Here is a 23,051-nt window from a genome sequence, read left to right as displayed (position 1 = left end):
ACCCGGGACGGCACCGGCGGATTGGCAGCCACGCCGCCCTGCGCTAGTTTGGCGGGATGACTGACCTCTTTACCCCCTCCTCCCAGGTACTTGCGCAGCAAATCGTCGAAACGATCGAGCGCGGTGCATACGACGACGCCGAACGGGCCGCCATCGAGGCACGCGGGCACCACCCCGACGATGCCGAGCTGGCGCGCCTGCATGGCATCACCCTGATGCAACTGCAGCGCCCCGCCGATGCGCTGGAAGTGCTGGAGCACGCCGCCCGGCTGGCCCCGCAAAGCGTCGAAGTGCAATGCAACCTCGGCGCCGCCCGGCTGGCGAGTGGCGATGCCGATGGGGCTATCGAGTACCTGCGCGCCGCCCTGCGCCAGTCGCCCGGCCACCCTGCCATCCTGCTGACGCTAGGCAACGCCCTGATGGCCGCCGCCCGCTATCAACACGCGCGCGAGTCCTACGCGATGGCGACGCACGGCGCGCCCACGCATCCCGGCCTGCGCCTAAACCTGGCAGCAGCCGAGCTGGAGCTGGGCAACGTCGACCAGGCCCAGTTGCACACAGACGAAGCCCTGCAACTGCACCCGCGCTTCGATGCCGCTTATGCGCTACGCGGGCGCATCTTGCAGAGCCTAGGGAAAGGCGCCGAAGCTACCGAATCCTGGCTACTCGCCGAACGCGTGTCGCCGCAAAACCCGCAGTATCCGTTTGCCGTGGGCCAAGCGCTGGAGCACGACGGGCAGCTCGCCACCGCGGCGACGGCCTATGAGCGCGCCCTGCGACTGAATCCGAACGACGGCCGGGTGCTGAGCCAGCTGCTGTTCCTGCGCCGCCGTCTGTGCGATTGGCACGACCTGGACGAGCTCAGCCAGCATGTGCAAGACGCCGTCGTCGCCGGGGCCGGCACGATCAGCCCGTTCATCATGCTCGCCGAGGACGTCGACGCCGCGCTGCAGTTGCGTTGCGCACAGGACTACGCCGCAGCTGTCGAGCAACGTGTGGCGCCGCTACGCAAACAGCTGGCCCTCAGTCAGGCCAAACCCGCCCCGGATGACCCGATCCGCATCGGTTTTGTGGCAGATGGCTTCAACGATCACGCCACCGGATTGCTGGTGGTGGCGATGTTCGAGGCGCTCGCCAACGACAATGATCTCGATGTACACCTGTTCGCCACCACGCCCGACGACGGCGGCTCGATCCGCTCCCGGCTGGCCACCGCGAGCACCATGCACGACGTCTCCGCACTCAACCACACCCAGGCGGCCCAGCGTATCCACGCGACCGGTGTGGAGATCCTGTTCGACCTCAACGGCTATTCCGGCCGCGACAACGCGGAGCTCTTCGCGCTGCGTCCCGCTCCCGTGCAGGTCAACTGGCTCGCCTTCCCGGGCAGCATGGGGGCGCCGTGGCTGGATTACCTGCTGGCCGACAAGGTGATCATTCCAGACGACCAGCGTTCGCAGGTGAGCGAGAAGCTGGTGCGCCTGCCGCGCTGTTACCAGCCCAACGACAACACGCGCGCAGTGGCAACGCCCCCCCTCACGAACCGAATGCGGGCTGCCCGAAGAAGGCACGGTGTTCGCCTGCTTCAACAACAGCTACAAGATTAATCCGGCGGCTTTCGCGCGCCTGATGTTCGTCCTGCAGCAGGTCCCCGACAGTGTGCTGTGGCTGCTGAGCGGACCTGACGGCACCGACGACCGCCTGCGCGCCGCCGCAGGTGCGGCAGGCATCGAACCGGAGCGCCTGGTGTTCCTGCCTCGCCTGCCCCACTCCGACTACCTGTCGCGCTACGTCCATGCCGACCTGTTCCTCGACACCCTGCCCTACAACGCGCACACCACGGCATCGGATGCGCTGTGGGCAGGCTGCCCCGTACTCACCTGCGCTGGCCGCACGTTCGCAGGGCGTGTCGCCACCAGCCTGCTGCTGCAGCTCGGTCTGCCGGAGCTAGTCTGCGAGGACGAGGAAGCGTTCATTGCCATGGCGACGCAATTGGGCGACGACCGTGAAGCCTTGCGCACGCTGCGCCAGCACCTGTCGCAGCAGCGTACGCAAAGCTCACTGTTCGACATGCAGGGTTTCGCCGCCGATTTCCGCCGGGCCGTGCAGGCCATGAGCGCACGCCACCGCATCGGCCGCAGGCCGGCGGATGTCGATCTGTAAACAAGGAGGCGCGTCATGGGCAAGAAGAACACCAGCAAGCGGAAAAAGACCTACCGCCATGCCATGGCCGAACTCCAGTTGGAGTTGGCCGGCCTGCATCGCTGGCTGCGACGCAGCGGGCACCGGCTGGTGGTGATCTTTGAAGGGCGCGATGCGGCTGGCAAAGGCGGCACGATCAAAGCCATCACCGAATCGATGGACACGCGTGGTTACCGCATCGCGGCGTTGGGCAAACCCAGCGAAGCCGAATCCTCGCAGTGGTACTTCCAACGTTACGTTGAGCATCTCCCGAACGCTGGCGAGATCGTGCTGTTCGATCGCAGCTGGTACAACCGCGCCGTGATCGAGCCGGCCATGGGCTTCTGCAGCAAGGTGCAGTACAAAGCTTTCATGTCAGCCGTGCCTGCCTTCGAGAAATTGCTGACTGACGACGGCATCATCCTGCTCAAGTATTGGCTTGCCGTGGACCAGGAAGAACAGGAAGACCGTTTCGAAGACCGAGCGAAGGATCCGCTCAAACGCTGGAAGCTCTCTCCCACCGACCTCGCCTCACGCGACAAGTACGAAGAGATCGGGCACCTGCGCGACCTGATGATCGAACGCACGCATCGCCCCAGCGCGCCATGGTTCGTAGTCGACTACAACGACCAGAAGCGCGGACGCGTGAATCTGATCCGACACCTGCTCGAACAAGTGCCGCGTCACGACGAAAGCATCCCCGAGCCCAAGCTGCCCAAGCTCAAGGTCAAAGCTCGAACAGAGCACGTCACCCGCAAGGCAGAATGGGTGCCTGACACCATGGACGACTGAGCGTAACGATCAACCTGCCGCTGCCCGCTTCAGCTCGTCCAGGTCCAGCTTCTTCATGCGCATGATGGCCGCGTGGACACGCTCCACGCTGGCCGCATCGCCGCTGGTGAGCCACTGGATCATCGCGTCCGGCACGACCTGCCACGACAGGCCGAAGCGATCCTTGAGCCAGCCGCACTGACCATTCTCATCCGCAGCGCCTTCCAGCAGGCGCTCCCAGTAGTGGTTGATCTCGTCCTGCGAGCGGCAATGCACCACCAGCGACACCGCCTCGCTAAACCGAAACACCGGGCCGCCGTTCAACGCCGTCATCGACTGGCCATCGAGTTCGAAATCAACCGTCATCACCGACCCTTCGAGCCGCCCAGATGCGTTGGCACTCGACGCGGTGTAATGCGTCGTCGCAAGAATCCGCGAGTTCGGGAAGATCGACACATAGAACTGCGCGGCTTCCTCGGCCTGATGATCAAACCAGAGAAACGGGGTGATGCGCTGGAATCGCGTGCTCATGCGTCATGCCTCCTTCGTGTGATGGGGCACAGCCCCCTTGTTCTGACGACGAAGTTCCGCCGCCGGATTCGACACGGCGTTTACTCCCCCATGCATGCGGCAAAGGTCTATGCCATGTGAACAACTGGGCAGCCGGCCCCGTCATGTTCAAGCTCCAGCGGAATAGGCCGATAAGACGATGGCCTGAATTCCAGGTACGCGCGGGGGTGCGTTTATGCCAGTGCAAGGCCGGGGGGCCGAGCTGGTCAAAAGGGAACGAGCAGCCGAGATCGTGGTGCCGTTCGTGCTGGTCGTGGTGGTGATGATCGGGCTGTGCGCCGCCAGCCTGGACATCCTCTCGGCGGCACGTGCCTTTGTGGGTGGCGAAAGCCGGTGGTCGAAAGCGCAAAAGATCGCCGTCTCCAGCCTGCAGCACTACGTGATGAGCAGCAAGGAGTCCGATTACCAGCAATTCCTCGATGCCATCGCCGTGCCGCTGGGTGATCACCGCGCGCGCGTCGAGCTCGACCGCGTCCATCCCGACATGGCGATCGTCACCGCCGGATTCCGTCGTGGCGGCATCGATAAGGCGGACATCCCCGGCATGGCGCGCCTGTATCGCTACTTCCACAACGTCGGCAGCATCCGCAACGCCGTCGCGGTATGGGTCGAGGCCGACCACTCCATCGACGAACTGGTTGCACTGGGTGCCGATGTGCACGCGCGCATCCACCAGGGCGACCACACCCCGACATGGATCGATGCGACGAGCCTGCACTTACGCACCATCGACGAACGCCTGACGCCGCTGGAGTACGCTTTCTCCGATGCGCTCGGCAACGCCTCGCGCGAAACCGCGAACCTGCTGCGCGCGTGGTTCTGCCTGGTCGCCGCAACCATGGTGTTGATCGCCGCCCAGCGCGCACGCCGCCTGCTCGACGACCGCGCCCGAGCCGTTAACGAGCTCCGCGCCAGCGAAGACCGCTTCCAGCTTGCCGTGGCCGGCAGTAACGACGGCCTGTGGGACTGGGACCGCATGACCGGACATGTTTATCTTTCACCCCGCCTGCGGCAGATGCTGGGGCTCGCGAGCAACGGCGCTGACACCTCGGTCTTTCTATGCTTACACCCGCAGGACCGACGCCAAGTGATGCGCGCAGTGACCGCGCATGTGTGGCGCGATGCGCCGTTGGACGTAGAGTTCCGCATCCCCCACCAGAACGGCAACGCGCGCTGGTTCCATGCGCGCGGCGCATCTTCCCGCGATGCAGCTGGCACATCCCGGCGCATGGCCGGTTCCGTCACCGAGATCACCGAACGGCGCCGGGCCGACGCCATGCTATTCGCGGCCAAGGAGCGCGCCGAGGTTACGCTGCAATCCATTGGCGACGCCGTGATCACGACCGACGCGCGAGGACGCATCGACTATCTCAATCCCAGCGCGGAACGCCTCACTCACTGGACTACAGAACGGGCGCGTGGCCTGCCGGTCAGCGCCGTCTGCCAGTTCGTAGCCGAGAGCAGTGGCCGGTCCATCGACGATCCGGTCATGCAGGTACTAGCGGGACATGCGGACTGGAACCACGACGACAAGCTGGTGCTGGCGTCCTCCGAAGGACCTTCGACGGCCATCGACCTGACCGCTACGCCCATCCGCGACCGCGCCGGCAACATGGATGGCGTGGTGCTGGTCATGCGCGACGTCAGCAGCGATCGCGAACACGCCGCGCAGTTGAGCTATCAGGCCAGCCACGACGTGCTCACTGGCTTGATCAACCGCCGCGAGTTCGAGCGACGGCTCGCCCGCGCCATGACCTCGGCCGAGAACAATGCCCGCCCATTCACCGTGCTCTATCTCGATCTGGATCAGTTCAAGGTCGTCAACGACACCTGCAGCCATGCGGCGGGCGATGAACTTCTCCGCCAGATCAGTGCCCTGTTTCTGCGCCGGGTGCGAGCCACGGATGCGGTGGCGCGCCTGGGTGGCGACGAATTTGTGGTGTTGCTGGAGGACTGTGCGCAGGACGACGCCTTGACCGTCGCGGAAGATCTGCGTGCCGCCATTGGTGATCTGCACTTCGCGTTCGGCGAGCGCGGCTTCGCCACCAGCGCCAGCATTGGGCTGGTCAGCCTGAACACGGATCAGCGGCTCGCCCGCGAGGACATCCTCGGCGCGGCGGATGCCGCCTGCCACCTGGCCAAGGAAAAAGGCCGCAATCGCGTACAGACCTACCACCTCGACGACGACGAAGTCCTCGTGCGTCAAACCGAGATGTGTTGGGTAAGCCGTATCCAGGCGGCGCTCGCGAACAACCGGTTGCGCATATATGCACAAGACATCGTCGACCTGCGCCAACCGATGCAACATCATCATGTGGAGCTGCTGGTGCGGATGGTGGGCGAGGATGGCCAGATAGTGCCACCGCGCGCCTTCATCCCAGCGGCCGAGCGCTACGGCCTCATGCCGTCGATCGATCGCTGGGTAGTGCAATCGGCGTTTTCCGCGCTGCGCAATGCGCTTGACCGTAACGCAGCCAACGTGCCGTCTCTGTGCACGATCAACCTGTCCGGCACCTCACTCAGCGAGGATGGCCTGGCCGTGTTCCTGCGCCAGCAGTTCGCCGAGTTTGCCATCGCACCCTCGTCGATCTGCTTCGAGATCACCGAGACCGCGGCCATTTCCAGTCTTTCGCGCGCGACCGCCTTTATCCACGACATGCGTGCATTGGGCTGCAGCTTTTCGCTGGACGACTTTGGCGCCGGCATGTCGTCCTTCACGTATCTGAAGCATCTGCCCGTCGACTTCGTGAAGATCGAAGGCAGCTTCGTCACGGACATGATCGACGATCCCATCGATTTCGCCATGGTCGAGGCGATCAACAACATCGGCCACGTCACCGGCAAGCGCACCATCGCCGAATGCGTGGGCACGCCGGAACTGCTGGCAGCGGTACATCGGCTGGGTATCGACTTCGCGCAAGGCTTTGTCCTGTCGATTCCGCATCCGTTCCTTCAGGAACATGAGGCTTCCACCCCAGTCCGCGAGCCGGCGCCATCGAGCACGGAATAACTCAGCGAGTGCGGAAGCCGTCGACCTCGGGCGCATCGCAGTCCTCGCGCAGCACCTGATCGACGCGAGCTACCGACGGGCCTTTCCACAACCAGCGCTCCAACGCATCGATGGACGATGGTGTGCCGACGGCCAGCACCTCGACGCGGCCATCGGGCAGGTTTTTCGCGTAACCGGACAGACCGAGCATCAACGCCTGCTCACGGGCGCTGGCGCGATAGAACACGCCCTGCACCCTGCCGCTGACGAAGAAACGGGCGGCCGCCATGGTTACTTACCCAAGCCGATGGCCTCGCCCAGCGAGGTCTCATTGACGGTGCCGACGAAACGCTTGGCGACCTTACCGTCTGGGCTAATCAGCCAAGTCGTCGGCAGACCACGGGGTTCATCGAAATCCTTCAGGGGTTTGTCGAGTGTCACCTGCGCCACGGGATAGCTCACCGGGTGTTTGACCAGGAAGGCCTTGATGTCGGCGACATCGCTGTCGTCGTAGGCCAGGCCGATGGCGCTCACCTTGTCCTTGTGCGCAGTGACGAACGTCGAGATGTCCGGCATCTCCTTGATGCATGGCACGCACCACGTGGCCCAGTAATTGACGATCACCCACTTGCCACGCTGCGACGCCAGGTCGTACGGCTTTCCGTCGAGCGTGGTCAGCTTGATCGACGGCTGCTCGGGCATAGCGGCGTGCGCCGCGCCGGCAAAAGCGAGCGCAAAACCCAGGGCAGCCAGCGGCTTCAGCAACTTCATTGCGTTGTTTCCTTGGACAGTATCGATGCCAGCGTGCCCAGCGGATAGGCAACGTCCAGCGTCTTGTGAAGATTGTGGCAGAGTGATTTTGCGGCTTCATCGAGCAGCGACAGCAACGCTGTCGGCAGGCGCAGGTCGTGCACGCGCGCCTCCTCCGCTGGATGCAACGGCACTCGGTAAGAGCAATGGGCGTATACGCGCATCAGGTCGGTGCTGTCGAGGCTGCGCGCCAGCATCCAGCCGCTGCCTACTTCGCCCTGGATCAGCTCGGCGCGTTGAAGATCGCCGAAGTAGTCGACGATCGCCGCGCGATGCAACCGCGGCTCTTCCGCGCGCACGCTGTCCGGCGTGACCTTGCCCCCTTCTCGCTGGGCGTTGATGAAGTGCCCCAGCACCACGAGCAGGCCGAGCAGTGAGGCATCTTCCGGCAGGTAATCGGCCGGCGGCAGGTAATCGAAAGCGGAGAGGGATGCCGCCACCGACGCGCAGAGAATCACGATCACCCAGGACATGTAGATCCACAACAGGAAGATCGGCAGCGCCGCGATGGCGCCGTAGATCTGCTGGTAGGTGTGCGCGTGATGGATGAAGCGCGCGAATCCCCAGCGTGCAATTTCAAACAGGATCGCCCCCATGAACGCACCGATGGCGGCATTGCGCCAATACACCCGGCGATTGGGCACCACCATGTAAATCAGCATGAGGGTGAGAAAGGTCACGACGAACGGCAGCACGCCCACCAGCCGCTCTTTCAGGTTGAGCGTGCTCGCGGCATCGTTGAGCAACGGCAGCGCGGTCGCAAACGAGGCCAGCGCGATGCCACCCACAACCAGCACCGGCCCCAACGTAAGCGCTGCCCAGTACAGCAACAGGCGCGAGATCCAACCGCGCTGGCGCTGCACGCGCCAGATGCGATTCATGCGGTCCTCAATGCTCACCATCATCGATAGCGCGCTGAAGAACATCACCAGCACGCTGATGCCGGTGAGCTTGCTCGCATTGTCGGCGAAGCCGTCCAGATACTCCTGCACGCGCACGCCGGCCGCTGGCACAAAGCTCTTGAACACGAAATCGATCAGCATGCCGCGTGCATCGGCAAAGGCCGGAAACGCCGCAAAAATCGCCAGCGAGGCCACGATGAGCGGCACCAGCGATACCAGCGTGGTGTAGGACAACGCGCCAGCCGTCTCGAAGCACTTGTCATCGATGAACCGCTGCCAGACAAACCGGCGGAAGCTGTGAAAGCGGTCGCGATCGAAACGCAAGGCCATGGCCATGGTGACTCCTTTCCACGTCAAACGCCCTATGGTGACGCCGCACCGCATACTGGATGCGTGAACATGGCGGCAACTCGGGCTTGATCGCCCGCTACACTAGCCGATCAGACACCTATACCCAAACCATGAGCCACGACATCCTGGTCCTCTATTACAGCCGCACCGGCCACACCGCCCAGCTCGCACGACTGATCGCGCGCGGCGTGGAGGAAGTCCCAGGCATGCGCGCCCGCCTTCGCCAGGTGCCGCCCGTGGCACCCGTCACCGAGCTTGCGCAACCGCCCGAACCGGAGGAAGGCGCGCCATACGTGACGCGCGAGGATCTCGCCGAATGCGCTGGGCTGGCCATGGGCAGTCCGACCCGATTCGGCAACATGGCCGCGCCGCTCAAGTACTTCCTCGATTCCACCGGCGCGGAATGGGCCAGCGGTGTACTCGCCGGCAAGCCTGCCGCCGTATTCACCGCCACCAGCACCATGCATGGCGGCCAGGAATCCACCCTGCTCACCATGGCCCTGCCCTTGCTCCATCACGGCATGCTGCTGGTGGGCTTGCCCTACACCGAACCTGCGCTTACCGCCACGCAAAGCGGCGGCACGCCTTATGGCGCCAGCCATGTCGCAGGCGCCAAGGGCGACAACGCCATCAGCGAGCACGAACGCGAACTGGCCCGTGCGCTGGGACGCCGCCTCGCGGACGTCGCAAAACGGCTGGGCACCAGCGCATGACGGCTCCCGTCGCCACCAACTATCGCGTGGGGCTGGTGGCGTGGGCCGCGCTCACCGTGCTACAGCTGCTGTGGCATGGCTGGTTGTTTCCCTCGCAGATCATGTCGACGGCGCTGCTTCTCGGCATCACCGTGGTGCCGCTGCTGTTGCCGCTGCTCGCGATCCGCGACGTGCGACGCGCACTGCTGTGGGTGGGCATTCTCAGCCTGTTCTACTTCTGCCACGGCGTAAGCGAAGCCTGGAGCGCACCGGGTGAGCGCTGGCTGGCGTGGATCGAGATCCTTCTCACACTGACGCTCATCGGCACGCTCGGATTGGGCGTGCGCCGCAAGCGCATGGCGTCACGCACCTGAAAGCGAGCCACCCGCCACCGAAAGTTTTTTCGGAAGCGTGACTTTCAGCAGGGATGCCAGAACAGGGCGGGACGGTAAGGTCAGGCGGCAAAGAGCCTGGGCCGGGGAGACATGGAACAGGCTCTCACACAAGGAGACCGTTCGATGCGTACTGCCGCCCTCGGCAAGAGGTTGCCCCTGGTTGCCGGCCTGCTGGCCCTGCTCCCTTCCATCACACTGGCTCGCTATGACAAGCCGCCCGAGCCGCTGCTTGGCGTGATGCACGCGCCTTTGCCGGCGATTCCCATGCTCGACCCCACGCGCGAACGCATGCTGCTGGTCGAGCAATCGCAGTATCCCTCGATCGACCGCGTCGCCGAGCCTTACGTGAAGCTCGCCGGCCTTCGCATCGAACCACGCAACCATAGTCGGCATGACGCCTCGAGCGGTTACGGCATACGCGCCTGCCTGAAGAATTTCACGCTGGAAGACGTGGCCAGCCACCAACAGACGCCGGTGGCACTGCCAGCCAACGCGTGCCCCGGCGCGCCGCTGTGGTCGCCCGATGGGCATCGTTTCGCCTTCACCAACACCACCGACCAGGGCACTGAACTGTGGCTAGGCGACGCGCTCAATGGCCAGACCCGTCGTGTGGACGGTGTTTCGCTCAATCCGATGATGGACGACAGCGTGCAGTGGCTGCACGACAGCGACTCGTTGCTGGTGAAACAGGTGCCAGCCAACCTCGGGCCAGCACCCAAGGCGGGTGCAGATGCGGGGCCAGAGATCAAGCAATCGATCGAGGGCAAGGGTGAGAGCAGCACCTACGAGGCGCGCGACACACTCTCCAGCACGGACGACGAAGCGCTGTTCGATTACTACGCGATGGCCCAGCTCGCTGTCGTCGACGCCGCCAGCGGCAAGGTGCGTCCGGTCGGAAAGCCGGGCGTGATCGCCGGTGTCGCGGGTGCCCCCGATGGCGAGCACGTACTGGTCGAGACATTGAAACGGCCGTACTCCTACGTCACCACCTATGAGCGCTTTGCACGCGATGTCACGGTGCTCGACGTGCAAACCGGGCAATCCTCGTCCATTGCCTCGTTGCCCGTGGCCGACCGCGTGCCGGTACGCGGCGTGCCTGTTGGTCCGCGTGAATTCGAATGGCGTGCGAACGCACCAGCCACGCTGATCTGGCCCGAAGCGCTCGATCAGGGCGACTGGAAGGTCAACGTACCCAAGCGTGACAAGGTGCTGATGTGGAGCGCGCCCTTCAGTGGCAAGCCACAGGAAGTGGCCCGTACCGACCAGCGCTTCAGCGGTATGCGCTGGCTGGCCCAGGGCGACGAGCCATTCGTGTACGAGCAAGACGCTAACCGCCAGTGGATCCACGTCAGCCGTATCGATGTGGCCCATCCATCCACGCCGGCACGCACTATCTGGGATTACTCCGCCAACGAGATCTACAAGAATCCCGGTACGTTGCTGGGCCAGACCTTGCCCAACGGCGCGAACGTGGTGCGTCAGGATGGCGACGCGGTGTACCTCTCCGGTCCTGGCGGCACGCCCAAGGGAGATCGCCCCTTCCTCGATCGTTACAACCTGTCCAGCGGGCAGACCGAGCGCCTGTTCCGCAGCGGCACGGACACTTACGAGCGTCCGCTGACCGTGCTCACCGGCGGCGAGCGCTTTATCACCGCTCGGCAGTCGCCGACCGAGCCGCCCAATCTGTTCATGTACACGCTGGGGGCTTCGACGGGCAACCCGCAGGCAGGCGAGGCAGCGTTCGCCTCTCATGCGGAAGCCATCACGCACATCCCCGATCCGACACCGCAAGTGCGCGGTATCGGCAAGCGGCTGGTGACCTACAAGCGCAAGGACGGCGTGGAGCTCTCCTTCACGCTGTACACGCCGCCGGGCTACAAGGAAGGCACACGTCTGCCGGCCATCTTGTACGCCTATCCCCAGGACTTTGCCGATCCCAGCCAGGCCGGCCAGATCAGCGGCTCCCAGCAGAAATTCGACGTGCTGCGTGGATATCGCCTGCTGCTGTTGTCGGGCTACGCGGTGATCGACAACGCGTCATTCCCCATCGTGGGTGATCCGCGCACGGCCTACGACACGTATGTGGAGCAGTTGGTGATGGACGCGCAGGCGGCGGTGGACAAAGCCGTTGAGCTCGGTGTGGTTGACCGCAATCGCGTCGGCGTCACCGGCCACAGCCATGGTGCACTGATGACGGCCAACCTGCTGGCGTATACCGACCTGTTCCGCGCCGGAGCAGCCACCAGCGGCGCCTACAACAAGACGCTGACGCCCTTCGGCTTTCAGAGCGAACGCCGATCACTCTGGCAGGCACCGACCGTGTACGAGAAGGCTTCCACCTTCTTCCAGGCCGACAAAATCAAGACGCCTCTGCTCATCATGCACGGCATGGACGACGCCAACCCGGGCACCGAGCCGATTCAGTCGCAGAAGCTGTTCCAGGCCATTCGCGGCCTGGGCGGCACCACGCGATTGGTGATGCTGCCGCATGAGCCGCACTGGTACACCGCGATGGAGTCGAACGAACAAGAGGTGTACGAAATGCTCACCTGGTTCGACCGCTACGTAAAGAACGCGACGCCGAAGACCGAGTCGGCAACGAAGGACAAGGCTGCGCCCTGAGTCTGCACGATGATGCTGGGCGTCGCCTGCGACGCCCAGCGCCCGCACTCACAGACACAGGCTGAGCTTGCGCACGCCATCATCGATGTCCGCCAAGCTCGCGCCGCCATAACCAAGGATCAACCCGCCACGTTCCGGCGGCACGATGTAACACGGTGTCAGCGGTCGCACTGACACACCCATGCTGGCCGCCCTGCGCGACACCGCCACGTCGTCCACGCCCGGCGGCAGTAACCCCGCCAGTTGCATGCCTGCTTCGGTGCCGATCACTTCCAACCGGTCGCCAAGGTATCGGCGAATGGCGTCATGCACCGCCACGCGACGTTCCATGTACAAAGTGCGCATGCTGCGGATATGGCGCGCGAAATGGCCCTCGCGGATGAACTCCGTCATGGCCGACTGATACAGCATCGACGAGAACGTATCGATCGCGTCGCGCCCGGCATGGAAGTCGGGCACCAGGTCAGGCGGCACCACGATGTAGCCGAGCCGCAGCGCGGGAAACATCACCTTGCTGAAGGTGCCGATGTAAATCACCCGTGCATGCGTATCGGTGCCCTGTAACGACGACAACGGGCGGCTGCCGAAGCGGTACTCGCTGTCGTAGTCGTCCTCGATAATCCACGCATCGTTGCTGGCCGCCCAGCGCAACAGTTGCATGCGCCGCGACGCGCTCATCGCCATACCTAGCGGAAACTGATGCGACGGCGAGATGTACACCGCGCGCGCATCCGCACCGACACGTGCGCCATGTGCCACGTCGATGCCCTCCGCGTCCACCGGCACCGGCACGAGTTCCGCGCCAGCCGTGCGCAAGGCCTGATGTGCACCTGGATACCCTGGGTCTTCCATCCACACACGCTCGCCCGGATCGAGCAGCACGTGCGCGCAGATCTGCAGCGCTTGCTGCGCACCCGTGGTGATCAAGACCTGCGAGGCATCGCAGCGCACGGCGCGCGCGGCGCCCAGATATTCGGCAATGGCTTCGCGCAGCGGCAGATGTCCCATGGGATCGCCATAGCCCATCGCCTCCATCGACAGATGCCGCGCGTGGCGACTGACCAACTTGGACCACAGCGCAAAGGGGAAGGCATCCAGCGCCGGAAGACCCACGCGAAACGCCCCCATGTTGGCCAACCATGTCGCCTCGGGCGACCGCATCAGCACCGCTCGCCGGGATGTGCGACGGGAACCGCCCGGCGGCGACGCCGACAGAAAGCTCGCTCGCTTAGCCCGCTCCATCGTCATGTCGGCAGGGATCGCCCGCGCCACGCACGTGCCCGCACCGGTGAAGGTTTCCAGGAACCCTTCGGACTGCAATTGCTCGTACGCGCCCAGAACCGGAATGCGGGAGATGCCCAGTTCATGCGCGAGGCTACGCGTGGACGGCACGCGCTGCCCCGGACGCAATTGGCCACTGCTGATGGATCGGCGAAACCACTCCGACAGCTGTTGGTACATGGGCATGTCGCTGCCCACATCCATGGCAACGGGCGGCAGAAATCCGGCGGGAATGCGCTGCATGGCGCGGCTCCGAAGTGGATATATGAAATTGCTTCAAAGTGGCTATTTCCGCCAACCACTTGCGGGCTTAGCTTGCGCTCGTCCGATCGAGCCCGCAACCATGAAGCGACACCTACCCACACCGCTGATCGAACCACGCCTTTTCGTGCTGTGGCTGGCACTGCTGCTGTGCCTGCCGGGTGCTTGCCAACGAGCGTACGCCCAGGACGAATCCTCGGCCGAACTGCCGCAGACCCGCGACAACGCCTGGTGGACCGGCCCCATGATGGCCAACTCGGCCGAGACGCTGCCGCCGGGCCACTTGCTCGCCGAGCCCTACCTCTACGACGTCGCCAGCCGTGGTTCCGACAGCTTCGGCTCACGCACCTACCTCAACTACGGCGTCGCCGATCGCTTCACCATGGGTGTGATTCCGGTGTTCGGCTACAACCGTGTCAGCAACGCCTCGAACAGCAGCGGCGTGCAAGTGGGCGACATCACCGTGCAGGCGCAATATCGCCTGCGGCAATTTCACGAAGGCAGCTGGCTGCCAACCGTCGCCATCCAGATCCAGGAAACCTTCCCGACCGGCGCATACGATCGCCTTGGCAATCGACCCGCCAATGGCCTGGGTAGCGGCGTCTACACAACGACCATCGGCCTCAACACGCAGACTTACCTGTGGATGCCGAACGGTCGCATCCTGCGTATCCGCTTCAACGTGTCGGCGTCGTTTTCATCGAACACAGACGTGCAAGGCGTAAGCGTCTACGGAACCGACGCAAACTTTCGCGGCAACGCTCGCCCGGGTGACAACGTTTCCGCTGACGCATCACTGGAATACAGCCTCACGCGCCGCTGGGTACTGGCGCTGGACCTGCTCTACAACCACAACAACAGCACGCGAGTGAACGGGCAAGAATATGCGAACAGCGATCCGTTCCCGCCGGATGTGACTCCAGGCGCCAAGTCGAATCGTTACATCGGCTTCGCGCCCGCCGTGGAATACAGTTGGACGCCAAACATCGGCCTGCTGCTGGGCGTGCGCGTCATTCCCTCGGGCAATCGCACGTCTTCGTCCATCACACCAGCCATTGCCCTCAACTACGTGCACTGAGGAATGCTATGAAACGCGTTTGCCTGCTTGCGCTCTCCAGCCTGCTTGCCGTCACCGCCGCGACGGCCGCCCCGCCCACGCACCCACTACCCAGCTTCGTCGGGCTCGCCATTGCCGACAAGAACCGTCCCGCCGACGATCGCGCACTCGATGACCAGCGCCATCCCGCTGCCGTGCTTGGCTTCACCGGCATCAAACCTGGCGACGTCGTGGTCGATCTGATGCCGGGCAAGGGCTATTACACACGCCTGTTCAGTCGCATGGTCGGCCCCAAGGGCAAGGTCTATGCGTTACAGCCCTCGGAGATGGACAGGAAGGCGCCAAAAGGATTGGAAAGCGTGCGCAGTTTTGCGGGAACAGAGGCGTATCCCAACGTCACCGTGCTCGTCGAGCCGGACAGTGCACTGAAACTGCCTGAACCGGTGGACGTCATCTGGACCTCGCAGAACTACCACGACTTGCACGATCCCTTTATGGGCAAGCCGGACATGGCGACGCTCGACAAGCAGTTGTTCGATGCACTCAAGCCCGGCGGTACGCTGATCGTGCTCGACCATGCTGCGGCAGCAGGCACGGGCATTTCGAAAACGGATGACCTGCATCGCATCGACCCCGCGGCGGTAAAGAGCGAACTCACCGCCGCAGGCTTTCAGTTCGACGGCGAAAGCGACGCACTGCTCAATCCTGCCGACGACCATACCAAGCCGATTTTCGACGCATCCCTCAAGGGACACACCGATCGCTTCATCTACAAGTTCCACAAACCCTGATCACTTTGTCCGGCGCACTTCACCGTCCCCTCGCTGCGCGCCTTCGTCCTTAATGAAATCGACGAAGGCGCGCAGCGGCGCCGGCATACGGGTTCGGCTTGGGTAGTAGAGCAGCGGTCCACTGAAGCTTTGGCACCAGTCTTCCAGCACCGGCACCAGCGCACCGGTCGCCAGTGCCGGCTGCAGGAATTCCTCGAAGGTATGGATGATGCCGAGGCCCGCCACGGCGGCCTCCAATTCCATCTCGACGGTGGAGGCCAGCAGCGGACCATCCGGTCGGATGCGCACCGTTTTGCCCCTGCGTTCGAACTCCCACACCGCAACACCGCCACTGGGGAAGCGATGCCGGATGCACGCGTGATTCACCAGATCCTGCGGCCGCTCGGGACGTCCGCGGCGCTCGAGGTACGCGGGCGATGCGGCTGCCACAAAACGCTGCACGCGCGGCCCGATGGGCATGGCGATCATGTCCCGCTCCACGCGCTCTTCGTAACGGATGCCGGCATCGCAGCCCGCCGCGAGCATGTCGACAAAGGCATCATCGGTGACCACATCCAGCGTGATGCCCGGATGCGCCAAGAGAAAACGCGCCGCGATGGAAGGAAGGATGTCGCGCGCCATGATGGAAGGCACGTTGAGGCGCAACGTGCCTGTCGGGCTGTCGCGGTAAGCATTGATGCTGTCCAACGCACTGCCTATCTCACCGACCAGCGGTGCAAGCCGATCGAGCAGCCGCTGGCCGGCCTCCGTCGGCGTGACGCTGCGCGTGGTGCGGTTGAGCAGGCGTACACCCAGGCGCGCTTCGAGCCGCCGCAAGGCCGCACTCAGTGCGGAAGCCGAAACACTCCCCTGCAACGCAGCGCCGCGAAAACCACGGGCACGCGCCACCGCCAGGAACGCTTCGATATCGGAGAGGCCAGACTCTTCCATTGTGCTGATTCCGGCACAGGCTGTAATGATAGGGCCGGATTATCGTACACCGGTCCTGGCGCCATACTGCGCGCCATACCGATCCCTACCATCTTCGGAGAATCGCACCATGCAATACCGTCAGCTTGGCGCCACCGGCCCCCGCGTTTCCGCTCTCGGCCTCGGCTGCATGGGCATGTCAGGCATGTATGGCCCGTCGGATCGCGCCGAAAGCATCGCCACCATCCATGCCGCGCTCGATGCTGGCATCGACCTGCTCGACACCGGTGACTTCTACGGCATGGGCCACAACGAGATGCTCATCGGCGAGGCGCTGAAACAGGTGCCGCGCGACAAGACGCTCATCAGTGTGAAGTTCGGCGCGCTGCGCGGCCCGGCCGGCGACTGGGTGGGCTACGACGCCCGTCCCGCCGCAGTGAAGAACTTCCTCTCGTACACGCTGCAACGCCTCGGCGTGGAATACATCGACGTCTATCGCCCTGCCCGCCTCGACCCCAATGTCCCGATCGAAGACACCATCGGCGCAATCGCCGATCTGGTGAAAGCCGGTTACGTGCGGCACATCGGCTTGTCCGAAGTGGGTTCGGAAACCATCCGACGCGCGGCAGCCGTGCATCCCATCGCCGACCTGCAGATCGAGTACTCGCTGATCTCGCGCGGCATCGAGGACAGCATCCTGCAGACCTGCCGCGAACTGGGCATAGGCATCACCGCATACGGCGTGCTGTCGCGCGGGCTGATCAGCGGCCACTGGGACAAGAGCAAAACGGGCGCCGGTGATTTCCGCACGCACAGCCCGCGCTTCCAGGGCGACAACATCGATCACAACCTCACGCTGGTCGAAGCACTACGCCAGATCGCCGCAGAGAAGAACGTGTCCGTCGCCCAGCTCGCCATCGCCTGGGTCGCGGCCCAGGGCAAGGACATCGTGCCGCTAGTTGGCGCACGCCGCCGCGACCGCCTGCATGAAGCGCTGGGTTCGCTCGACGTAACGCTGACGGCCGATGACCTCGCCACCATCGAAGCTGCCGTGCCGAAGAACGCCGCCGCTGGCGCGCGCTACGCGGCCGCACAGATGGCGCACCTGGACAGCGAGCGCACGCACGCCCATTGATGGCCCCATGGCCGCATCGATTACCGTCGATGCGGCCATGACACGCGTGCCACATGCACGGCCTATACTCGACGACACCGATCCGTCGAGAGCCGATCATGGGATTTCTGCAAGATCCGCCGCAGCTCGCTCATCCGTATCGTGAAGATCCCCTGCTGCGCGCCATGCTTCGCCGCGCGCTGCCGCCGGCGCGACTCGCCACCATCGAGCCTGATCTGCGGGCCTTGGGCGACTACGCCGTCATGGAATGGCTGCGCGCGAGCCGAAGCGCGCGCCGTAAGCCTGTGCTCACGCAATGGGATGCATGGGGCAACCGCGTCGATCGCATCGAACTCACCGACGCATGGCTGGAAGGCCCGCACATCACCACGCAACACGCCGTGCTCGCGGCCGGCCATGAGGTGCACGAGCACGCGCGACTGGAAGAATTCGCACGCGTTTATCTCTATCACGTGGCCAGCGAGTTCTACAGCTGTCCGCTCGCCATGACGGACGGCGCCGCGACGGCGCTCAAAGCATCAGGCAATAAAGCGCTGATCGAACGCGCGCTGCCACACCTGCTGAGTCGCGATGCGTCCACGTTCTGGCTGAGCGGCCAATGGATGACAGAGAACGCTGGCGGCTCGGATGTCGGCAACACGGAAACCGTTGCGCGACTGGACGCCTCCGGCCAGTGGCGCCTCTACGGCCGCAAGTGGTTCAGCTCGGCCGTGGTCGGCGAAATGGCGCTCGGGCTTGCGCGCCCGGAGGGCGCTGGGCCCGGCCCCAGCGCGCTGGCGCTGTTCTACGTAGAGACGATGGATGGCGAGCACCGCAAGCCTGAGCTGATCATCGACCGGCTGAAGGACAAGCTCGGCACGCACGAACTGCCCACGGCGGAAATCCATCTGGACGGCTTGCCGGCGTGGCCGCTCGGCGAGCTGTCGAACGGCGTGCGCCAAGTCGCGCCGATGCTCAACGTCACGCGCACGTGGAACGCCGTCGGCGCCACCGCCAGCATGGCGCGCGCGCTGTCGCTGGCGCGCGACTACGCCAGCCGCCGCCAGGCCTTTGGCAAGCGCCTGATCGACCAGCCGCTGCACGCGCAGACGCTGGCCGACATGCAGGCGGAGTTCGAAGGTGCCTTCGCCCTCACCTTCGAAGTGGCGCACCTGCTCGGGCGCGTGGAGCACGGCGCCGCACAACCGCACGAAGCCGCCTTGCTTCGCCTGCTGACGCCGCTGGCGAAGCTGTGGACCGGCAAGATGGCCGTGAAGCTGTGCTCAGAGGCGCTGGAATGTTTCGGTGGCGCCGGCTACATCGAGGACACCGGCCTGCCCCAGTTGCTGCGCGATGCGCAGGTCTATGCGATCTGGGAAGGCACGACCAATGTGCTCTCGCTCGACAGCCTGCGCGCACTGGCCGGCGACAACATCGGCGCCCTGTGCATCGCCATCGAGGGCTGGCTGGCCGACAGTATCGATGCGCAGGCACGTCAGGCCATCCATCGTGCGCTGCACGATGCTGTCGCCTTTCTGCAGGCCCACGCCGGTCAGCGCGATACCATGGAGGCCGGTGCCCGAGGGCTGGCTCTCACCCTCGCCCGCACCACGGCCGCAGCCCTTCTGGCGCGGCACGACACCTGGTCGGCGCCGCACGGCCATGCCCGCACTGGTGCGGCGCTGCGACGCTTCGTGTCGCACGGCCTATCGCGCCTGTCGGCCGCCGATGCCACCGATACGGCGCTGCTGCTGGGGCCGCATTGAATCCTCGATAGGGGCCTCTCCTCACCGTCATTCCCGCGAAAGCGGGAATCCAGTGCCTTTGGCTCTTGCGTTACGAACGTCGCTGGATTCCCGCTTTCGCGGGAATGACGTTGTAGGCGGCTCCTCGGGATGCCCCCGGGGCCCGTAACGGCTAAAATGTCCGCCTCCCCACCCTGGCGACTCCCGACCATGCAGCATCTGACCATCGTCACCACCGGCGGCACCATCGACAAGATCTACTTCGACGACAAGTCGGACTACAAGATCGGCTCGCCCCAGATCGGCGACATCCTCAGCCAGCTCGGCGTGGCCTTCCAGTTCGACGTGATCCCGATCCTGCGCAAGGACAGCCTGCACATGAACGATGAGGATCGCACCCTGGTGCGCTCCACCATCGAGGCGCAGCCGCATCGCCATGTGCTGGTAACCCACGGCACCGACACCATGGTGGAGACCGCGCGCGAACTGGCCAACATCAAGGGCAAGGTGATCGTGCTCACCGGCGCGCTGAACCCCGCGCGCTTCCAGGGCTCGGACGCCGTGTTCAACATTGGCTGCGCCGTTGCCGCCGTGCAGACGCTGCCGGATGGCGTCTACATCACCATGAACGGCCGCGTGTGGGATCCGTCCAAGGTGCGCAAGAACCGCGATGCCAACCGCTTTGAGGAAAGCAACGGCTGATCCCGTTCTCTTCCGACAAAGACAAAGGGCCCGGTCATCACTGACCGGGCCCTTTGCTTTTCATGCCACGCGAATGGCGATTACTGCACGGTCAGGTTGACGTCGTCGAGCACGAACGAGGTCTGCAACGAGGCATCCTCGGAACCCGTGAACTTCAGCGTCACGGTCTGGCCGATATACGCGCTCAGGTCGAAGCTGGCCTGCGAGTAGCCCGAGGCCGCGTTGAGGTTCGAGTACGTCGCCAGCGTCTTCAGCACAGTGCCGCTGCTGTTGAGCACCTGCACGCTCAGCTTGTCGTACGCCGTGGTGGTGCTGGTCTCGGCAGTATCGACGTGCAGGTAGAAGGTCAGCTTGGCCGAGGTCTTGCCGCTGGGAATGGCCACCTTCTGCGACACCGTATCGGTGTGCGTGCTGCCATAGCCGTCCAGCCATGCGAACCAGGTGCCGCTGTGCGCCGTCTCGCCACTGCAGGTGCTGTTGCTGCACAGCGTGCCGGAGCTCATCGACCACGGGCTGGCGGTGCCAGTCTCGAAGCCCGGGTTCACAATGATCTGCGAGGGCGTGCTACCACCCGACACCGTGACGGATGAGGTCTTGCTCGAGGTCTTGCCGCTTGCGCCGTCCGTCACCGTTTCGGTCACGTTGTACGTGCCGGCCGCTGCATAGGTGTGGCTCGGGCTGGCCGTTGTCGCGGTGCCGTTGTCGCCGAAGGTCCACGAATAACCGGTGATGCTGCCACCCGAATCCGTCGAGCTGTCGGTGAAGTTGGCAGTCAGACCGCTGGTGACAACGCTGAAGTTAGCCGTCGGCGTGCCACCCGTGCCACCGCCACCCGTCGTGCCGCCCCAGTACTGCGTCACGTAGCTGCTGAACTTCGCGATGTCGAGCGAACCCCAGCCAGTGGTGTTGTCGAAGCCCGCCTTGGCCGTGTAGCCGTAACCGTTGTAGCCGTTGTTGCCCGAGGTGACGTCATGCAGCGGCGAGGCGTCGCTCGGGAAGTGCGCGTACATGTTCTGCGTCGGCAGGCCCAACGTGTTGTTGTTGGCCGAGAGAATGCGCGCCCAGATGCCGACGAAGATCGGCGAGGCCAGGCTGGTGCCGCCGATCTGGTAGGTCTGCCCTTGAATCACGATGTTCGCACCGGTCGACTGCGCGGCGTCGAATGCAAGGTCGGGCACCTGACGCATGGTCACCGAGGAACCCAGTGCCGTGGTCTGCCAGGCCGGCGCCGACTCGAACAGGCTCACGCCGCCGCCGGTGGCCCACAGGCGCTCGTTGTTGTCCCCATTGGTGGAATCGACAGCCGCAAGGCCTTCGTTCCACACCGTTTCCCCGCCCAAGTGGTGCCGCTGGTGCTGAGCGTGGTGCCGCCCACCGCCACCACGTTCGGCGAACTGGCCGGCTCGCTGACCGAGTAATGGCTCAGAGAGATTTCCACCGTGCCCGACGAGTTGGCCACATAGCCCGGCGCACCTTCGGTCGGATCGCTGGACCACTGGTACACGCCCGCATCGCCCGAAGCGATGGAGAACGTCTGACCCTGCGCCACGGCCTGCGCGAAGATCTTGTCGTCGGCCGCCTGTGTGCCCGAACTGTTGGCCGCGGACTCGTCCTCGCCCAGCGAGACGTTGATGACCTTGGCGATGTTGTCGGTCACCGCGCGGTTGTACGAGGCGGTGATAGCAGCGTCGGTCAGGCAGCTGTCGTTCGCGTCGCAGTTGGGTGCCGTGTAGAAGATCAGCGTGTTCACACCACCCGAAGTACCGGTGATGGTCTGGCTGTCCAGATTCCATTCGCCGTCACCGTTCGGATCGTCTGCGTAAGCACTGGTGCCAGTCTTCACCACCTGCGTGTTCACCGTGCTCATGCCGGCGCCGCTGGTGAAGGTGTTGAGGTCGGTGATGGTCTGGGTCAGGTCACCCCAGGTGATGATGCCGACCTTGGTATTGGATGCCGTCGGCGTGCTGCCTGCGTCATAGACCTTGGGGAAATCCGTCGGGCTGTGCGAGGTCTGCGTACCCGTGGCCTGGATACCCACACTGTTCGTACCCGCATGCACCGGTCCCACGATGTGGTGCATGGTGTGCGGCACGTTGAGGTTCTGCAGGCCGAGTACCGAATCGACGATGCCGCCCAGCGCCTGCGGCACTTGTACCGCCGCATCGTTCGCGATGCGCTGCTTACCACCGAACTTGAACGTGCGCATGGTGGTGCGGAATGCCGCGTTCACCGAGTTCGCGTTGCCGTCCGCTTCGACGAGCATGTTGTTGGGCGACACACGTACGTTGCTGAAACCGGACTGGCTCAGGTGCGCAACCACCTGTGCCACTTGGGCGTCGCTCGGCGCAAAGCGTGCTTTGAACTGCGCCGGCGTCAGGAAATGGTGGAACTGCGGGCTGGCAGGATCGTTCACCGCATGCAGAAAAGTTTCCAGCTCATTCACGTTGCGCATGTTGAGGCTGAGCGCCACGTGCATCGGCTTGCTTGCCTCCAGCGGCGACACCGTGGCGGCATCAACCTTCGGCGAGCCGTGCATGCTCAGTGTCCAGCTGTTGTTGGTCGCGACGGCTGCAGTTGCTGCCGTGCCAGGCGCTGCATTGCGCGTCATGGCTGCCTGCGTACGCACGCCGACCCAACCGTCATTGGTGGTCGCGTGCAGCGAACCTGCCATGGCGAACGACATCGCCAGCGGCAGCAGTGCCTTGCGAAACGCTTTTCCCCGCAAATCGATACGAACAGTCATTCTTTTCTCCTTGACGTTTTTTGAGGACGAATCGACCCGATGCGGTGCGTAGCACCACATAAAAAATGCGCCGCTCGCGCGGCATCAGGTCTGGTGACTGTGTTGCGATCCGATAGGCGTCCGGACTTGCTTTCCCCCTGCCACTCCATGGAACGGCATGCCCGA

General features: G+C 64.3%; 20 protein-coding genes. 12 read left to right on the top strand and 8 right to left on the bottom strand.

The genetic code is table 11. The features are described 5' to 3' along the window. Nucleotides 1-56: 56 nt before the first annotated feature. The 3 genes from DYST_RS21280 to ppk2 are packed head-to-tail and all read left to right on the top strand — an operon-like array spanning nucleotide 57 to nucleotide 2,973. Nucleotides 57-1,607, top strand: a complete 1,551-nt coding sequence (locus DYST_RS21280) for a tetratricopeptide repeat protein (RefSeq protein ID WP_239948227.1) — start codon at nucleotides 57-59, stop codon at nucleotides 1,605-1,607. Beyond that, nucleotides 1,573-2,163: a hypothetical protein gene (locus DYST_RS21275; protein ID WP_239948225.1), complete on the top strand. Its 591-nt coding sequence runs from the start codon at nucleotides 1,573-1,575 to the stop codon at nucleotides 2,161-2,163. The genes DYST_RS21280 and DYST_RS21275 overlap by 35 nt, the downstream gene beginning before the upstream one ends. A 15-nt stretch (nucleotides 2,164-2,178) precedes the next feature. Beyond that, a complete protein-coding gene (ppk2, locus tag DYST_RS21270) occupies nucleotides 2,179-2,973 on the top strand; it encodes a polyphosphate kinase 2 (RefSeq protein WP_239948223.1) in 795 nt (264 codons plus the stop codon). A gap of 9 nt (nucleotides 2,974-2,982) precedes the next feature. Here the strand turns inward: ppk2 and DYST_RS21265 are convergent, their stop codons facing one another. After that, nucleotides 2,983-3,483 carry a VOC family protein gene (locus DYST_RS21265; protein ID WP_239948221.1) on the bottom strand — a complete coding sequence of 167 codons (501 nt, stop codon included), beginning with the start codon at nucleotides 3,481-3,483 and terminating at the stop codon, nucleotides 2,983-2,985. A gap of 214 nt (nucleotides 3,484-3,697) precedes the next feature. Between DYST_RS21265 and DYST_RS21260 the strand changes: the two genes are divergently transcribed. Beyond that, entirely contained in the window at nucleotides 3,698-6,532 is a 2,835-nt protein-coding gene (locus tag DYST_RS21260; RefSeq protein ID WP_239948219.1) for an EAL domain-containing protein, read from the top strand. Nucleotide 6,533: 1 nt separating this feature from the next. Here the strand turns inward: DYST_RS21260 and DYST_RS21255 are convergent, their stop codons facing one another. From DYST_RS21255 to DYST_RS21245, 3 genes are read right to left on the bottom strand one after another with little or no spacing between them, the layout of a single operon-like run. Further along, the gene (locus DYST_RS21255; protein WP_239948218.1) at nucleotides 6,534-6,800 is read right to left on the bottom strand and encodes an acylphosphatase; all 267 of its coding nucleotides are present in this window, start codon (nucleotides 6,798-6,800) and stop codon (nucleotides 6,534-6,536) included. A 2-nt stretch (nucleotides 6,801-6,802) separates the two neighbouring features. Next, nucleotides 6,803-7,282: a TlpA family protein disulfide reductase gene (locus tag DYST_RS21250; protein ID WP_239948216.1), complete on the bottom strand. Its 480-nt coding sequence runs from the start codon at nucleotides 7,280-7,282 to the stop codon at nucleotides 6,803-6,805. Next, nucleotides 7,279-8,553 (bottom strand): YihY family inner membrane protein, encoded by a 1,275-nt coding sequence (locus DYST_RS21245; RefSeq protein ID WP_239952172.1) that lies wholly within the window; start codon nucleotides 8,551-8,553, stop codon nucleotides 7,279-7,281. The genes DYST_RS21250 and DYST_RS21245 overlap by 4 nt, the downstream gene beginning before the upstream one ends. 131 nt (nucleotides 8,554-8,684) lie before the next feature. Here DYST_RS21245 and wrbA point away from each other — a divergent pair, with 131 nt between their 5' ends. The 3 genes from wrbA (at nucleotide 8,685) to DYST_RS21230 (ending at nucleotide 12,283) form a co-directional block, all read left to right on the top strand. After that, entirely contained in the window at nucleotides 8,685-9,287 is a 603-nt protein-coding gene (wrbA, locus tag DYST_RS21240; protein ID WP_102304011.1) for an NAD(P)H:quinone oxidoreductase, read from the top strand. Next, nucleotides 9,284-9,640: a DUF2069 domain-containing protein gene (locus DYST_RS21235; RefSeq protein WP_239948214.1), complete on the top strand. Its 357-nt coding sequence runs from the start codon at nucleotides 9,284-9,286 to the stop codon at nucleotides 9,638-9,640. Before wrbA ends, DYST_RS21235 begins: the two co-directional genes overlap by 4 nt. Before the next feature lie 144 nt (nucleotides 9,641-9,784). Continuing rightward, complete coding sequence (locus DYST_RS21230) at nucleotides 9,785-12,283, top strand: S9 family peptidase (protein WP_239948207.1); 2,499 nt, start codon at nucleotides 9,785-9,787, stop codon at nucleotides 12,281-12,283. Between the two features lie 48 nt (nucleotides 12,284-12,331). Here the strand turns inward: DYST_RS21230 and DYST_RS21225 are convergent, their stop codons facing one another. Continuing rightward, a complete protein-coding gene (locus DYST_RS21225; RefSeq protein WP_239948205.1) occupies nucleotides 12,332-13,807 on the bottom strand; it encodes a PLP-dependent aminotransferase family protein in 1,476 nt (491 codons plus the stop codon). 100 nt (nucleotides 13,808-13,907) lie between these two features. Here DYST_RS21225 and DYST_RS21220 point away from each other — a divergent pair, with 100 nt between their 5' ends. Next, on the top strand, nucleotides 13,908-14,903 hold the full coding sequence (locus DYST_RS21220; RefSeq protein WP_239948203.1) for a transporter: 996 nt from the start codon (nucleotides 13,908-13,910) through the stop codon (nucleotides 14,901-14,903). Nucleotides 14,904-14,911: 8 nt separating this feature from the next. After that, nucleotides 14,912-15,673, top strand: a complete 762-nt coding sequence (locus DYST_RS21215; protein WP_239948201.1) for a class I SAM-dependent methyltransferase — start codon at nucleotides 14,912-14,914, stop codon at nucleotides 15,671-15,673. Here DYST_RS21215 and DYST_RS21210 read toward each other — a convergent pair whose 3' ends face one another. Continuing rightward, complete coding sequence (locus DYST_RS21210; RefSeq protein WP_239952171.1) at nucleotides 15,674-16,579, bottom strand: LysR family transcriptional regulator; 906 nt, start codon at nucleotides 16,577-16,579, stop codon at nucleotides 15,674-15,676. 133 nt (nucleotides 16,580-16,712) lie between these two features. Between DYST_RS21210 and DYST_RS21205 the strand changes: the two genes are divergently transcribed. The 3 genes from DYST_RS21205 to DYST_RS21195 all read left to right on the top strand — a co-directional run bounded on the left by DYST_RS21205 (nucleotide 16,713) and on the right by DYST_RS21195 (nucleotide 20,143). Next, nucleotides 16,713-17,717 (top strand): aldo/keto reductase, encoded by a 1,005-nt coding sequence (locus DYST_RS21205; RefSeq protein ID WP_239948199.1) that lies wholly within the window; start codon nucleotides 16,713-16,715, stop codon nucleotides 17,715-17,717. A gap of 98 nt (nucleotides 17,718-17,815) precedes the next feature. After that, complete coding sequence (locus DYST_RS21200) at nucleotides 17,816-19,462, top strand: acyl-CoA dehydrogenase family protein (protein WP_239948178.1); 1,647 nt, start codon at nucleotides 17,816-17,818, stop codon at nucleotides 19,460-19,462. A gap of 189 nt (nucleotides 19,463-19,651) precedes the next feature. Further along, nucleotides 19,652-20,143, top strand: a complete 492-nt coding sequence (locus DYST_RS21195; RefSeq protein ID WP_102303849.1) for an asparaginase domain-containing protein — start codon at nucleotides 19,652-19,654, stop codon at nucleotides 20,141-20,143. An 80-nt stretch (nucleotides 20,144-20,223) separates the two neighbouring features. Here the strand turns inward: DYST_RS21195 and DYST_RS21190 are convergent, their stop codons facing one another. Next, nucleotides 20,224-21,468 (bottom strand): PKD domain-containing protein, encoded by a 1,245-nt coding sequence (locus DYST_RS21190; RefSeq protein ID WP_239948177.1) that lies wholly within the window; start codon nucleotides 21,466-21,468, stop codon nucleotides 20,224-20,226. Next, a complete protein-coding gene (locus DYST_RS21185; RefSeq protein WP_239948175.1) occupies nucleotides 21,387-22,886 on the bottom strand; it encodes a S53 family peptidase in 1,500 nt (499 codons plus the stop codon). The genes DYST_RS21190 and DYST_RS21185 overlap by 82 nt, the downstream gene beginning before the upstream one ends. Nucleotides 22,887-23,051 lie beyond the last annotated feature (165 nt).

It is taken from the genome of Dyella terrae, from assembly GCF_022394535.1.
Classification (GTDB): domain Bacteria; phylum Pseudomonadota; class Gammaproteobacteria; order Xanthomonadales; family Rhodanobacteraceae; genus Dyella.
Note: the sequence above shows the minus strand (reverse complement) of the source record. Positions and strands in the feature narration are given on the sequence as shown.

What these genes read in the sequence shown, in the direction of transcription:
- DYST_RS21225 (WP_239948205.1), bottom strand. Translation starts at nt 13,807, where the DNA reads ATGCAGCGCATTCCCGCCGGATTTCTGCCGCCCGTTGCCATGGATGTG.
- DYST_RS21265 (WP_239948221.1), bottom strand. Translation starts at nt 3,483, where the DNA reads ATGAGCACGCGATTCCAGCGCATCACCCCGTTTCTCTGGTTTGATCAT.
- DYST_RS21280 (WP_239948227.1), top strand. Translation starts at nt 57, where the DNA reads ATGACTGACCTCTTTACCCCCTCCTCCCAGGTACTTGCGCAGCAAATC.
- DYST_RS21220 (WP_239948203.1), top strand. Translation starts at nt 13,908, where the DNA reads ATGAAGCGACACCTACCCACACCGCTGATCGAACCACGCCTTTTCGTG.
- DYST_RS21230 (WP_239948207.1), top strand. Translation starts at nt 9,785, where the DNA reads ATGCGTACTGCCGCCCTCGGCAAGAGGTTGCCCCTGGTTGCCGGCCTG.
- DYST_RS21195 (WP_102303849.1), top strand. Translation starts at nt 19,652, where the DNA reads ATGCAGCATCTGACCATCGTCACCACCGGCGGCACCATCGACAAGATC.
- wrbA (WP_102304011.1), top strand. Translation starts at nt 8,685, where the DNA reads ATGAGCCACGACATCCTGGTCCTCTATTACAGCCGCACCGGCCACACC.
- DYST_RS21215 (WP_239948201.1), top strand. Translation starts at nt 14,912, where the DNA reads ATGAAACGCGTTTGCCTGCTTGCGCTCTCCAGCCTGCTTGCCGTCACC.
- DYST_RS21200 (WP_239948178.1), top strand. Translation starts at nt 17,816, where the DNA reads ATGGGATTTCTGCAAGATCCGCCGCAGCTCGCTCATCCGTATCGTGAA.
- DYST_RS21205 (WP_239948199.1), top strand. Translation starts at nt 16,713, where the DNA reads ATGCAATACCGTCAGCTTGGCGCCACCGGCCCCCGCGTTTCCGCTCTC.
- DYST_RS21255 (WP_239948218.1), bottom strand. Translation starts at nt 6,800, where the DNA reads ATGGCGGCCGCCCGTTTCTTCGTCAGCGGCAGGGTGCAGGGCGTGTTC.
- DYST_RS21245 (WP_239952172.1), bottom strand. Translation starts at nt 8,553, where the DNA reads ATGGCCTTGCGTTTCGATCGCGACCGCTTTCACAGCTTCCGCCGGTTT.
- DYST_RS21235 (WP_239948214.1), top strand. Translation starts at nt 9,284, where the DNA reads ATGACGGCTCCCGTCGCCACCAACTATCGCGTGGGGCTGGTGGCGTGG.
- DYST_RS21185 (WP_239948175.1), bottom strand. Translation starts at nt 22,886, where the DNA reads ATGACTGTTCGTATCGATTTGCGGGGAAAAGCGTTTCGCAAGGCACTG.
- DYST_RS21250 (WP_239948216.1), bottom strand. Translation starts at nt 7,282, where the DNA reads ATGAAGTTGCTGAAGCCGCTGGCTGCCCTGGGTTTTGCGCTCGCTTTT.
- ppk2 (WP_239948223.1), top strand. Translation starts at nt 2,179, where the DNA reads ATGGGCAAGAAGAACACCAGCAAGCGGAAAAAGACCTACCGCCATGCC.
- DYST_RS21260 (WP_239948219.1), top strand. Translation starts at nt 3,698, where the DNA reads ATGCCAGTGCAAGGCCGGGGGGCCGAGCTGGTCAAAAGGGAACGAGCA.